The organism is Olivibacter domesticus, from assembly GCF_900109575.1.
Lineage (GTDB): Bacteria > Bacteroidota > Bacteroidia > Sphingobacteriales > Sphingobacteriaceae > Olivibacter > Olivibacter domesticus.
This window is the reverse complement of sequence record NZ_FOAF01000002.1, coordinates 911,039-925,582: the sequence shown is the minus strand read 5'-3', so window position 1 is coordinate 925,582 and position 14,544 is coordinate 911,039. Positions and strand designations below refer to the sequence as shown.

The window sequence follows — 14,544 nt, the reverse complement described above, 5'->3', positions numbered from 1 at the left end:
ATGAAGACCATTAGCTAAATAAAAAATGATGGAAGTGCTAATAATTGAAGATGAAGAGCCCGCAGCCTATCGATTAATGGAGCTGATTAAGCAATACGATCCGGATATACACATATTAGCGGTATTGTCGTCTATTACGGCCTCTGTAAAGTGGCTTTCGGATAATAGGCAGCCCGACCTTATTTTCCTGGATGTGCACTTGTCGGATGGATTGTGTTTTGAAATTTTTAAGCAGGTACAGATCCAGTCGCCCATTATTTTCTGTACCGCGTATAACCAATATGCGTTGGATGCTTTTCAATTACATAGCATTGATTATATATTAAAACCCGTGCAGTATGAAAAGCTCGAAAGAAGTTTAAATAAAATGGAGAATATGCTCAGTAGAACAACGCAGCGGATACCCGAAATGGACCTGAACAAGCTGGTTAAGGCTATTCAACTTCAAAAGCAGGTGTATAAGAGTAGGTTTATGGTAAAAATCGGAGCGAAAATCAAACCCATCAAAATAGAACAGATTGCCTATTTTTTATCGAGCAATAAACTCACCCTTCTGGTAGATAAAGAAGGCAGAAATTTTCCTGTTGATTATTCGTTGGATGACTTGATAACGCAATTGGATCCTGAGTTGTTTTTTCACGTTAACCGCAAACTCATTATTCACATCGATGCAGCCCAGGAAATTCATCCCTATTTCAAAGGGCGGCTAAAATTGATATTATATCCACCAATGGACGAGGGAGCTGACGTCATTATCAGCAGTCAGAAAACGCCTCATTTTAAAGTATGGCTAGGTCAATAGGCCCTTTTTAATCTGTAATACGCTTATTTCATCCCGGAATATTCCTGCTTCAAACGGTAAATATCGTGCTCCGTCGACATACTGTTTTTTAATCGGTTTTCATCCTGTTACTTTAAGTTATAAACTTAAGACCATTTGATATGAAAATAGTTAAAAAGCAGCGCTTTTTTTTACGACATGTGGCGCTCATGTCTATCTGCATAGGGTGTTGTAACTTCTCTTGGGCGCAGTACCCAAAAATTCCACAAGACGTACAGCAGGCCACAAAAAGTTTGATGGATGAAACGATGCGCTTATCCGACATGGCCTGGTTAAAAGCCCTTCCTGCTATTAAAGCGGAAGCAAAAATGGGAAAGCCTTTTATACCTTGGGCAAGCCGGCCAACAGATTTGCCACAAGCGAAGATTCCGGCCTTTCCGGGTGCTGAAGGTGGTGGCGCCTTTTCTTTTGGAGGCCGAGGAGGTAAGATCTATGTGGTTACCAGCTTGGACGACGAGGGCCCCGGTACCTTGCGGGAGGCCTGTGAACAGGGCGGAGCACGCATTGTTGTTTTTAATGTATCCGGCATTATACGTCTTAAAAGACCGCTGATTATCCGGGCACCCTATATAACCATTGCCGGTCAATCTGCACCTGGAGACGGTGTGTGTATAGCGGGAGAATCAGTATGGATCAATACCCATGATGTTGTTGTTCGGTATATGCGATTTCGCCGGGGCGAGACAAATGTTGGAAGAAGGGATGATGCAATTGGTGGAAATCCCGTAGGCAATATTATGATCGACCACGTGTCGGCCAGCTGGGGATTGGATGAGAACATGTCTATGTACCGCCATATGTATAATGATAGTACCGGCACAAAGGAAGCGAAGCTGGGAACAGTGAATATCACCATACAGAATTCGATATTCTCTGAAGCGCTTGATACCTGGAACCATGCCTTTGGAAGCACTTTGGGTGGCGAAAACTGTACATTCATGCGTAACCTGTGGGCCGATAATGCCGCCCGCAATCCTTCTATCGGTTGGAATGGTGTTTTTAATTTTGCGAATAATGTGGTCTTTAATTGGGTACACCGTTCAACAGACGGTGGTGATTACACGGCCCAGTACAACATCATCAACAATTATTACAAGCCCGGCCCCTTAACTCCCAAAGATAAGCCGATAAGTTACCGTATCTTAAAACCGGAATCGGGCAGAAGTAAACTTTCTTACGTGGTGTTTGGCCGTGCCTATGTTCAGGGAAACATTGTAGATGGAAATGAGCGGGTTACGGAAAACAACTGGGATGGGGGAATACAGATGGAAGGAAAAGATGGAGAGTTGCTCTCTTTTGATGATGCCGGGCAATATTTTGATGCTATGCGGGCGAGTGAACCTTTGCCAATGCCTAAAATAACTATTCTGCCTACCAAGAAGGCTTACGACTACGTGCTGGAAAATGCAGGTGCTACACTTCCTGTGCGAGATGAGGTGGATACAAGAGTGATTAAACAAGTGAAAACCGGTAGCATTGAGTATCAAAGGAATGTGAAGCTACCGACAACACAATTTGAGCACCGCAGACTTCCGATCGACTCGTATAAAGGCGGAATCATTACAGATATTGTGCAGGTTGGCGGTTATCCTACTTATCAAGGGAAACCGTACCAGGATAGCGATTCGGATGGAATACCCGACGATTGGGAAAATAAGAACGGCCTGGATGCAAATAATGCGGCAGATGGAGCAGCCCTTGCGTCCAACGGCTATATGCATATCGAAAACTATCTGAATAGTTTGGTAGCTGTGGGCAATGTAAGGCCAGCGAATTAGCGCATCGTTGATGAAGAGTATTTTTCCATTTTTATATTTAATGTTAATGGCCAGCTTGCTGCATGCGCAACGGCCAGGGGTTATCGAGGGGATTACGCAGGATAGTTTGGGTAATCCCCTACAGGGTACATCCGTTAAGTTGTTATCCGAAAAAGACACGATGCTTACCGTATCAAACGAAAAAGGCTTGTTCTCGTTTAAAAATGTAAAAGCACAAAAAATTAAATTATATGTATCTGCTCTCGGATTTAATCCCTTTACGAAGGATTATGTAATAGACCCCGGCATACCAGGATTTACGCTTCCTCCGATTCTGATGGCAGAGGCATTTAACTTTTTGGACGAGGTGGAAATTACGGGAATAAATCCGGTCACCGTGAAGGAAGATACCGTTGAATTTGATGCGCTGGCATACAAGGTTAGGGAAGGGGATGCGGTAGAAGAGATGGTGCGTAAGTTGCCGGGGATTGATATGGATGCCGATGGAAACATCTCCGCGCAGGGGGAAGCAGTGATGAAGGTGCGCCTAAATGGAAAGGACTTTTTTGGTGACGATGCTGCCGCTGCCTTACAGAATTTACCGGCAGATATCGTTAAGAATATCCAGCTGATTGATGATTATGGTGAACAGGCCAACGTGACGGGTGTGAAAAATGGGGAATCTCAAAAGATTATTAACATCAATACCAAGCCTGATAAAAAGAACGGTTATTTTGCAAAAATCGGTGGAGGTTTGGGCTCTTATGATCGTTATGCTGGTAGGGTGAGGGCCAACAGATTTAAGGAGGATCAACAGATTTCGGTTGATGGGATGATCAATAATACTTCCGCTAGATCGGCCGGTTTAACGGATGCTAAATCATTCAAAATAAATTATAGGGACAACTGGAGCAAAAAGCTGACCTCTTACGGAAGCTATCGCTTTACGAAGGATGTTAACAGTAGGGTAGAACGGAACCTGAGTCAGCAATTCTATCAGGATTATACCCGCACAGAGGATGAAAGTAATACCAATAGTAATAGCCAGAGCGGGCACGTTTTGGATTGGAATGTTGAATACCGCATGGATACGTCTAACTACCTCAAAATAGAGCCGCGTATCAGCTTTGATCGATCTAACGGCAGTAATAATGGGCTAACGGCTGCTACCTTGCTTGAAACCTCTTCAACCCGGAATAACGAGGAGCGTCAAAATGCGCATGCAAGTTCCTATGGTGTCGAATGGTTTTTTAATCATAAGTTTAAGAAAGCGAACCGGCATCTGAGTGTGGGAGGAGAAATCAACTACGCTAATGAAAATGAAGAACAGGAAGTGCTTAATGAATACTATTTGACAGACCCGATGGGGGATAGCTTCGAACGTCAACATCAATTTCGTCTTAATGATCATAAAGCCACCAACGTGGGTTTAAAGGCTTCTTATATGGAGCCCGTTATGGAACATACTATATTGGAAGCCAGTTACCGGTGGGATCGAAGGACGACCGATAATACGAAGGATGTAAATGATGTAGACCCGGAAGGCAGCACATGGATACCTAATGCTGAATTAAGCAATTCTTTCAAATATAGTTTTATCACCAATCGGGTGGGGCTTACCTGGCGATCCGATTATGAACGCTTTAACTATAATGTCGGTTTAACAGCACAACCTTCGGTATTAGAGGGTACTGATCTGACCCGGAATAATAGTACATCGAAGGAATCTTTTAACCTGATTCCTAATGCTCGGTTTGTTTACAACTTTTCCAACAAGCACAAATTGACAGCAAAGTACAATGCCAGTACCAGTCAGCCTTCATTCAACCAATTACAACCTATTACCGACAACGCAGATCTACAGAACATCGTAATAGGTAATCCGGACCTTAAACCCGAATATAGGAATGATATCGGTCTGGATTATCGGCAAGCCGATTGGAAAACAGGATTTGTTATATTCACTAAACTTAATTATAGCCAGACAAAGGACAAGATCGTAACCATCAAGGAGATTATTCCCGACAGCTTGAAGGAAATTACAACTTATATGAATACTGACGGATTCTATACGGCCAGGGGTAACTATTCGATTTCTAAACCTTTTGAAAACCGTAACTATACCCTCAGTTATTACGGGGGCGTGAATTACAGTAATAATATTGCTTTTACAAATAACGAAAAGAACATCGGTAAAAATACAGAATTAAGACAGGGTATTAAGTTTAGAATAGACCTTGATGATATCATCGATACAGAGCTTAATGCTAATTACACCATCAACAGCACGCATTATTCTTCTTCAACATTTAGCGATCGCCGGACCGACCAAGTTTTCATAGGTATTAGGGGAAGGAATTATTTCTTTAAAGATTGGACACTGGGGTATGACTTTTCGAAAACACTTAACAAGGGCTTCAATGCTGTAAATGCAAACCCGACCGTATTGAACGTGTATGTAGAATATCGATTCTTCAAAGGGAATAAAGGAAGCTTACGGCTTGAGGGCTTTGACCTATTTAATGAGAATACGGGAATTTCGCGGGACGTTTTTGATAACGAAATAGTCGACAGACGAACGAACCGTTTGGCACGTTATTTCATCTTCACGTTCAACTATCGACTGCAACGTTTTGGAAGTTAAATCGGTTTGGGTACCTTTTTGCGGGAAAAAGGTACAAGGAGCGTCAAAAATGATAAAATGTCATAACTTTTTGGAAGGATCATATACAAACAGCTTGTTTTAGCGTACTAACTTTGTGAATGGTATTTGTTTAACCGCTTTTAGCCGAACGTGAAACCTTGGCAGCGCATTGCGGGTACCGGAACCAATTTAACCTACCTCACAAGGATTATTACAGTTAAATGAACAAGGGAAACGTTATTCATAGACGAAAAGATGATGATGAAGTTCGTTTTGAAGAACTTTTTAAGTTTCATTATCCTAGATTGATTTTCTTTGCCAACAGATTTCTTAATGATATGGCAACTGCGGAGGAGTTGGTGTCGGAAACTTTTGCAGCGCTATGGGAAAACCGAGATAAATATTCCCTTGATTCGTGCTTTTCCGGCCTGTTGTATAAAATGGTACAAAACCGTTGTCTAAACTATATTAAGCATCAAAAAATAGAAAATGAATATGTACAATATCTTATTAAAAAAAATCTATTAACGGAAAGGTCTTCTTTCGAAGAAGACAAATTGATTGCTAAAGAGTTTGAATCGCATATACAGGAGGCCATTAATCATTTGCCGCAACGGTGCCGCCAGGTTTTTAAACTAAGTCGGTTTGAACATAAGCAAAATAAAGAGATTGCAGATATACTCAATATCTCCAAAAAAACGGTCGAAAGGCAAATGTCTATTGCTCTTCAGAAGCTCCGTTTAGGACTTCAACATCTACTTACACTGCTGATTTTATTTTTTTAATTTTTTTTTCTGTCCGTTTGGGGGTTTCGCTTCTGCTAGTTGTTTATAGGTGATTAAAGCATGGAAGAAAAGAGCAGGAATATATTAATTCGTTATATCGCGGGCAAAGCCTCGGCAAAAGAAATTGCCATGGCCAAAGAATGGATTGCGGCCAGTGAGGAACATGAATTAGCATATATCCAGCTTTATGAAAAATGGCATAGAGGGCTTGCAACTTATCACAAATGTATTGATACAGAAAAAGCATATAGGCGCTTTATGACAGAAAATAATGCAGTTGGTAGCTGTAGAAGAAATCGCCAGCTGCTTCTTTATGCGGCAAGCACACTGTTAATTATTAGTGTAGGCTTAACTTTTTTCCTACTTAGAAACAAATCGCAGTGGCATGAGGTGGTGGTAGCTAAGGGGCAGACAAAAGAAATTAAACTCCCAGATGGTACACTCGTTTTTATTAATGCAGGCAGCAGGCTTGCTTATAACAAGGAGTTTGGTCGTGCAGAACGGAGCGTAGTACTGAATGGCGAGGCACGTTTTGATATCGTAGAAAGTAAAAATGATATCCCTTTTATTGTTAAAGCTGGTGGTTTTACCGTACGTGATATCGGAACGGTGTTTACGGTAAAGGCTTATGCGGAAGATAAGGTTTTCGAATCTGTGGTATTGGAGGGAAAGATTTCTGTAGAGGGGAGGCTACCCGGAAACGAAGATGGAAATAAGAAAGTGTTTGTTGCGGCTAACCAAGTGCTGCGAATTAAACATGTGGGGGATGCTGTGGTGGACAGGGCACCGAAAAAAGGGAAATTGGTTGAAAGACTAAGTCCGGTGCAACTGATGGATGTAACGACCGATAAACAAAAGGTATATAATGGATGGATGAATAATATTGTCGCTTTTGACGATACCAGTTTTGATGATATTTGCAGAATACTGGGCAGAAAGTTCAATGTGAAAATTCACCTGGATAATGAAGAACTGGCGGCTTACCACTATACAGGAATGTTTAAAAATCCGAAGGGAATAGATGAAATACTGGCCATTATAAAAAAGACGACACCAATAACCTATCAAATCACCGAAAAAGACATTTTTATTAAAAAAGAACCCTATTAACAAACCTAATCGAAAAACAAATGAAATAGCTAAATAAATCAATTTATCATCGAAATAAAAGTGCCGGGAAGCTTGCAACATCCCGGCCTTACGTATAGCTAATACCCTACACGCTTGGGGAAGCATCAGTATTAACTAGTAAACCAAAATTATGATTTTTTTAAATAGAAAACCTCTATTTGCCAATTCTTATTGGCATAAAGCGCTCATGGCTATGAAACTTATTACTACTTTGTTGTTTGCGGGCCTGGTGCAAGTACATGCTTCTGTGTACTCGCAGAATAAGTTCACGCTTACGGAAGGTAATGTCGCGGTAAGGGACGTCTTCCAGAAGATAGAAAAGCAAAGCAAGTACAGTATCTTTTACAGACAGGATCAGGTCAACCTGTTAAAAAAAGTGAATGTACAGGTGGAAAATGCTGACATCAACCTCTTGATGAGACAAGTACTAAAAGACCAGCCGCTGTCTTTTGAGGTGATTGATGATATGGTTGTCATTACGGCAAACCAACGCACACAGGAAAGAACAATTACGGGGAAAGTTACCGACGAAAAGGGAGCGCCCTTGGTTGGGGTAACGATAAAAGTAAAAGGTGGTAATGCGGGGACGGTTACCGATGTTGACGGTGCTTTTCGTTTAAAGCTTAGCAGAGGAAATGAAACGCTCACTGTGAGTTATACGGGATTTGCTGAGAAAGAAATGAGCGCTGAAGGTAAAACCTATGTTGAAGTGACCTTAGAAGAATCAACCTCTTCGCTCGACGAGGTGGTGGTAGTGGGCTATGGTACGGTTAAAAAACGGGACCTAACGGGTGCTGTTTCCTCGGTGAAGGCGGAAGATATAACACTGAGCCCCGTGAGCAGCCCGATGGAAGCTTTACAGGGAAGGGTTTCGGGCCTAGATATACAAAGAGGTTCGGGTAAGGCAGGAACTTCGCCTGCGGTGCTTTTAAGAGGAAACAGATCACTAACGGCCAGCCAAGATCCGCTTTATATTGTGGATGGTATCCCTTCTAGTATCAATAACCTCAATCCGAACGATATCGAGTCTATTGATGTGTTAAAAGATGCTTCGTCCACAGCTATCTATGGATCTGCCGGCGCTAACGGGGTGATTATCATCACGACGAAGAAGGCGAAAGAAGGAAGGGTACAGCTGGATTTCAATTCTTATTATGGTATAAATGGTTTTGCTTCTTTTCCGAAGCCCTTAACGGGCGATGCATGGCTCGATTACAAACGCGACCGCTTTTTTTTAGATAATGGTTATGAGGCTACTGATCTGACTGATCTGGGGCTAAATACAGCTGCCATAGCCGCTATTGATCAGGGGAAGTGGGTGGATTGGGTAGATGAAACCATGCGGAATGGTATCCAACAAAATCATCATTTTGCGATAAGGGGTGGCTCTGAAAAAACACAGGCTTATCTGTCTATGGGATATATTGGAGAAAAAGGTATTTATGAAAACGATAATACAGACATTTATAATGCACGGGGTGGGGTAGACCTTAAGTTTAGCAAGGTATTTAAAGCGGGGTTTCAATCGATCTTGAATTATCGTAAAAGTAATTCAACAAATAGCCGCGTAAATAAAGCTTATAGTATCTATCCTTTGGGTACACCCTATGATGAACAGGGGGTGGTAAACTTATTCCCGCTGGAAGGTGATGCAAACAATGTGAGTATTCTGGCCAATAATTATCCGGGCGCTTTTGCCGATCAGAGTAGAAGCTTTAATTTACAGTTTAACCCCTATGTAGAGTTCAGTCCGATAGAGAACTTGAGCCTGCGTTCGAACTTTGGGGCGCAGCTTTCTAACGGTAGATTGGGCAACTTCCAGAACAGAAATTCCTACAATTTACTTTCGGAAGGGAGAACAGCGAGCGAAGCAGCTTATACCACCAATTTTAACTACAACTATATCTGGGAAAATATTATAAACTATCATTTTAACCTAGTTGATGATCATGAATTTACGGTAACGGGTATATCTTCTTGGGCAGATAATAGGTTTGAAGAAAACTCACTAGCGGGCAATGGCTTGGATTATGATGAGTTTCTTTTTTATAATATGGGTGCACTGCAAAATCTGACAGCCCGGAGCAATACCTACCGACAAACAAAAAGATTATCCTTTGCTGGTCGGTTAAACTATAGTTTTAAAGGTAAATATTTATTGCAGCTTACCAATCGTTGGGATGGCGTGTCTCAATTGGCAGAGGGAAACAAATGGTCGTCCTTCCCTTCTGCTTCGCTCGCTTGGCGCATAAGTGACGAAGCATTTATGAGCAACACAAAAACTTGGTTGAACAGTTTGAAACTGAGGGGCGGGTATGGTGTTTCGGGTCAGGCAAATATTGATCCCTACGTGAGCTTGACGCGAACGGCAACCAGAACAGGTAATCTATCTTTAGGGGGCACCACGCCGCTTCCCGTATACACACCCACAGAAAATATAGCAAATGCAGCGTTAACCTGGGAGCGATCTGCTAACGCGAATATTGGTTTGGATATCTCAATATTGGACAACCGATTAGACATTAGTACGGAATATTACCATACAAAAACAACGGGCATATTGTGGGACCGCCGTATACCAACAAGTTTTGGTGGCTACGATGCTAAAACGCCTTATAAAAAAACATCTAACATTGCAACGTCTAAAAATAAAGGATTTGAATTCACTGTAAACGCTAGAAATATTGTAAAGAATAATTTTCAATGGACTACTGCGCTGACATTTACTTCAGCGAGCGAGAAATTAACAAATATTGATTTGGGTAACTTATCCGTTGAAGACCTGATATCTGAAGGCTTGTTCATCGGGGAAACACCCGCCGCAGAAGGGGTATTTTATGATTATAAGAAAATTGGTATTTGGCAACTGGGAGAGGAGGCAGAGGCGGCTCAATATGGTGCTGCACCGGGCGACCTGAAACTCCAAACTGTTGAACAATTTGTAGATGGGGTTTCCGATAACGGTGTACATCCTTATTCTACTAAAGATCGTATGATTGTAGGAAGTGTTGTGCCTGATTTCTTCTTTGGTGTCCAGAATACATTGCGGTATAAAAATATTGATCTGACTGTTTTTGTGAGCGGCCGTTATGGCCATATGATGCGTGCACAGGTGCTGGGCTACTGGAACCGGGAGGCACAGCCCTCAACATATAGTTACTGGATGCCCGAAAATGCTACCAATGATTTTCCAAGACCTGGAGGTAGCTTTAATACGCAGTTTGAGTCGGCCCTTCAACTAGTAGATGGATCTTATCTGAAAATTAAGAATATCACACTGGGTTATACGCTACCCGAAAAAATTGGCAGGAAACTAGGTGTCGGTAATTTACGGATATATGGAACGGCTTATAATCCCTTTATTTTTACCCGTAGCCACCTGCTGAAAAATGTGGATCCGGAGAATGGAGGAGCAGATTCTTTCCCTTTATATAAACAAATCGTTTTTGGTATTAACCTATCATTATAATATTATGAAGAAGACATCAAAGGTAAATCTATATATATGTGCAGTGTTTTTTTCGATTGCATCCTTGCAATCGTGCACCTTGGACGAAGAAAATCTCACTACCGTTTCGCTGGAGAAATCGTATGGTGAAAGGGCGGGCTTCGAAGGGCTCATTAATAGCTGCTATCAGGACCTCTATTTCTTACATGGAAAGGTAGATTACATCGCCCCAACGGAGGCGGGCACAGACTCCTGGCAAAATGTTAACAATAATGGGGTTGGCTTTGCACAATATGCTAGTCAGCTAAACCCTGACGATGGAAATGTAAAGGTGATATGGGGTACCGCCTATTCAACTATCAACCTTTGTAATATGGTGATGCATTATGCGAAGGAGGTGAAAGGGTACAGCTCGCAAGAGGAGTTGGACAGCAAAGTTGCCGAAGCTTATTTTTTAAGGGCTTTCAGTAATTTTATCTTGGTTGAGCAGTTTGGTGGAGTGGTGCTGAGAACGACTTCTATACCTGTCGACGATATGAATGGTGCGCCTCAACGAAGCTCGGAAGAGGAATTTTACGACTTAATTATCGCCGACTTAAAATATGCTTGCGATCATCTTCCTGTTAAACAAGACCTACGTGGGCAGGTCACAAAAAAAGCGGCTTATGGCTTACTGGCCGACGTGTATTTACAAAGAACGCGTTTGGGGGATAGCGAGGAATATGCTAGGTTGGCCTTGGAAACGGCCGAAGAACTTATTAATAATGCGGCAAACTACAATGCTTCATTATACTTAAGTGATGATAGTAGATCTGGTTTCGCGAAGGTCTGGCTGGGTGAAAATAACAAAAACAATACGGAGTTTCTTTTTACACAAGCTGTTGATCATATTGGGGGGTTAAATCCCGACTGGTGGAACAGAGGGCGTACAAGGCAATATTATTTGCCGGATCTGGCTACGAGAGGGGCTGAATGGGGTACTGGATCTAGAAGTATTTTGTATGGAAGAGCGAATAGCCTGCTATTAAAACCGAGCAAATATTTGCTTACTAATGTATTCGAGCCGGTAGAAAACCCCGCGGATACCAGGTTTGCCGAAACCTTTACCTATAAGTTCTATGCGGCTACAGATAAGATGATTACGCAAGCGATGGCTACTGCCTATCAAAAAGATGCATCGGTAGTGGATCATCTGATCAAGGGTACAGAAGCGCAGGCTGCACAGGCCGTTAATTACTATCAACAAACGCTTGAGGAGCAGATTAACATGAACAATGAAGAAGGCTTGGCGGTGTTTACGCCTAATTGGGTGATCAGCAAGGAGGTGAAAAGTAAAGCGCCTATGTTGGTAGTAGATCCGAGTGATATATTTGAACCATCAACAAACCGCTACAAAGATCCGGCACAATATCCTAATGAGCCTAATCTTATCAATATGTTTCCTGCGATGAAAAAATTCTCCGCTTCTCTTTACTCGCAAAGTAATCAATATTGGTTGGGCGACGTTCCTATTATTCGCTTGGGGGAAATTTATCTGGTGGCGGCTGAGGCAGCTATTCTTTACAATAATGATCAAGCGAAGGCTGCAGGCTACGTTAATACGCTTAGACGACGAGCTGCATTGAGTAGCAGGGAAAGTGAAATGCTTGTTTCGTCGGCTGATATGAACATCGATTTTATCTTGATGGAAAGGGCGAGGGAACTTACGGGCGAGCACGTGAGGTGGTTGGATCTGAAGCGGACGGGGCGATTGACAAAAAGCTACCTGGAACAGACCAACCCGATTGCTGCGACATACTTTGATGAGGCTAAACATACGGTAAGGCCTATTCCGCAATCGTTCTTGGACGCCATTTCTAATGCAACAGAATTTGGCAACAATGGATATTAAATGTGTCTATAGTAGCTTTAAGTTCTACCATTTATTTGCAGGTTGCGTTAACATTTGCTTTCTTAGCGGGGTCAAAAAGAAAAATAGCATATATAGACCTTTTACAAATTTATAAACGCAAGCAAATGAAGATCGCCAGTCGACAGAACCAAGTAGATGAAAGATGTAGCCAACTAAAAAATGCCTTACTGTTGATGGTATTTCTGGTAGCCTTTTCTTTACAGGCACTTTCACAGAAAAATCAACATGATCTTTTTCCTGATGGAACGGCTATTCCGAAATGGTTCTCTGATACGGCGAAGGTTGAATTGAAATTGCTTGGTAAATCCTATACGATCACCGATTTCGGAGCAATGCAAGATAGTACAGTGGTGCAGACCAAGGCTATCCAAAAGACAATAGATTACGCCGCCGCAAATGGCGGCGGCGTAATCATTATACCTGAAGGAACATTTATGAGCGGGGCCTTGTTTTTTAAGCCCAAAACGCATTTATATGTTGCTGAAAATGCTGTTTTAAAGGGGTCTGCTAATATTGCAGATTACCCGAAGATGCCTTCCAGAATGGAGGGGCAAAGCTTACCGTATTTTGCTGCATTAGTAAATGCATATGGTGTAGATGGATTCACTATATCGGGCAATGGCATTGTTGATGGAAATGGTTTAAGCTACTGGAAAGCCTTCTGGCAAAGAAGGGAGGAAGATCCCAATTGTACAAATTTAGAGGTGTCAAGGCCAAGGCTTGTGTTTATCTGGAATTGTGATAATGTCCAGATACAAGATGTACGGCTTCAGAATGCTGGTTTTTGGACAAGCCATTACTATCAGTGCAACAATGTGAAAATCCTTAATGTACGCTTCACGTCTCCTCATGAACCTATAAAGGCCCCGAGTACTGATGCTATTGATCTTGACGTATGTAACAACGTGTTGATTAAAGGTTGTTATTTGTCTGTAAATGATGATGCGATTGCGCTGAAAGGGGGGAAGGGCCCTTGGGCGGATACCGTTGCCGGGAATGGCAGCAATACCAATATTATTATAGAAGATTGTGAATTTGGTTTTTGCCATTCTGCGTTGACATGTGGGAGCGAGGCTATACATAATAAAAACATCATCATGCGGAATTGTCTAATTAACGATGCTAAAAGAGTTTTATGGTTAAAAATGAGGCCAGATACACCGCAAAAATATGAGTTTGTGACGGTCGAAAATATAAGTGGCAACGCCTATAGTTTAATCTACGTGAAACCATGGAAACAGTTTTTTGATTTAGCGGGTAGGAAAGATGTGCCCCTATCGTACTCAGAAAACGTCACCTTGCGAAATATTAACTTGAAATGTGGGGTGTTTTTTGATATCAATACCAGTGAGCATGATCGGCTGTCAAAATTTATCTTTGAAAACCTGGATATAAAAGCCGATAAGGCAGATTACAATAAAGACCTTATTGAAGACTTTTCTTTGATAAATGTGAAAGTTAATGACAAAGTAATTAAATAGGGTATATCTAAAAAGCATCGCTTGCGGTTCAAGAGCATTGTCTGAATAAAAATGAGCGGAAAATTATTTACAGACAAAAATAAATGTGGGAAACAGCAAAAATGCCTCTAAATTTTGTTTATTTTTATTGCAAATGTAGATGCTGTGCTAACATTGAATTTGGACAAACCTAATTTAACATTTTATGAAAAAATCCACGGTGAAGCTAAAGAGTAAACTTTGGATAGAAATAAACGGCATCAAATGTTTCGGCCCTGGTCCGTGCACGTTGCTTGAACTCATTGAAGAGACGGGCTCCATTAGTCAGGCAGCGAAGAAAATGAACATGTCTTACAAAAAAGCTTGGGAAATAGTAAGTCGCTTAAATGATGTGACAGGGCATCAATTCGTGCTGAGTAATACGGGGGGAGAGCATGGTGGGGGCTCCCATATTTCAGACAAGGCAAAGGAGATGATTAGAAATTATCAGCACTTGCAAGAAAGACTGCAGGGATTTCTGGAAAGAGAAGAAGGTTTTATAGACATTTAATATTTTTTTATCTATC

The 14,544-nt window shown here is 41.7% G+C and carries 9 protein-coding genes; all 9 read left to right on the top strand.

Going from position 1 to position 14,544, the window contains the following annotated elements:
* The first annotated feature begins 25 nt into the window (after window positions 1-25).
* The 9 genes from BMY50_RS14330 (at window position 26) to BMY50_RS14290 (ending at window position 14,528) form a co-directional block, all read left to right on the top strand.
* On the top strand, window positions 26-802 hold the full coding sequence (locus BMY50_RS14330; protein ID WP_238383769.1) for a LytR/AlgR family response regulator transcription factor: 777 nt from the start codon (window positions 26-28) through the stop codon (window positions 800-802).
* Window positions 803-990: 188 nt separating this feature from the next.
* On the top strand, window positions 991-2,619 hold the full coding sequence (locus tag BMY50_RS14325) for a pectate lyase family protein (protein ID WP_093325896.1): 1,629 nt from the start codon (window positions 991-993) through the stop codon (window positions 2,617-2,619).
* 10 nt (window positions 2,620-2,629) lie between these two features.
* Entirely contained in the window at window positions 2,630-5,242 is a 2,613-nt protein-coding gene (locus BMY50_RS14320) for an outer membrane beta-barrel family protein (protein ID WP_093325627.1), read from the top strand.
* A gap of 221 nt (window positions 5,243-5,463) precedes the next feature.
* Window positions 5,464-6,027 (top strand): RNA polymerase sigma-70 factor, encoded by a 564-nt coding sequence (locus tag BMY50_RS14315; protein WP_093325624.1) that lies wholly within the window; start codon window positions 5,464-5,466, stop codon window positions 6,025-6,027.
* A 60-nt stretch (window positions 6,028-6,087) separates the two neighbouring features.
* Entirely contained in the window at window positions 6,088-7,137 is a 1,050-nt protein-coding gene (locus BMY50_RS14310; RefSeq protein ID WP_093325622.1) for a FecR family protein, read from the top strand.
* A 151-nt stretch (window positions 7,138-7,288) separates the two neighbouring features.
* A complete protein-coding gene (locus BMY50_RS14305) occupies window positions 7,289-10,627 on the top strand; it encodes a TonB-dependent receptor (RefSeq protein WP_093325618.1) in 3,339 nt (1,112 codons plus the stop codon).
* 4 nt (window positions 10,628-10,631) lie between these two features.
* Window positions 10,632-12,497 carry a RagB/SusD family nutrient uptake outer membrane protein gene (locus BMY50_RS14300; RefSeq protein ID WP_162276596.1) on the top strand — a complete coding sequence of 622 codons (1,866 nt, stop codon included), beginning with the start codon at window positions 10,632-10,634 and terminating at the stop codon, window positions 12,495-12,497.
* A gap of 125 nt (window positions 12,498-12,622) precedes the next feature.
* Window positions 12,623-13,999 carry a rhamnogalacturonidase gene (locus BMY50_RS14295; protein ID WP_093325893.1) on the top strand — a complete coding sequence of 459 codons (1,377 nt, stop codon included), beginning with the start codon at window positions 12,623-12,625 and terminating at the stop codon, window positions 13,997-13,999.
* Window positions 14,000-14,183: 184 nt separating this feature from the next.
* Window positions 14,184-14,528: a winged helix-turn-helix domain-containing protein gene (locus BMY50_RS14290; RefSeq protein ID WP_093325612.1), complete on the top strand. Its 345-nt coding sequence runs from the start codon at window positions 14,184-14,186 to the stop codon at window positions 14,526-14,528.
* The last annotated feature ends 16 nt before the right edge of the window (window positions 14,529-14,544 follow it).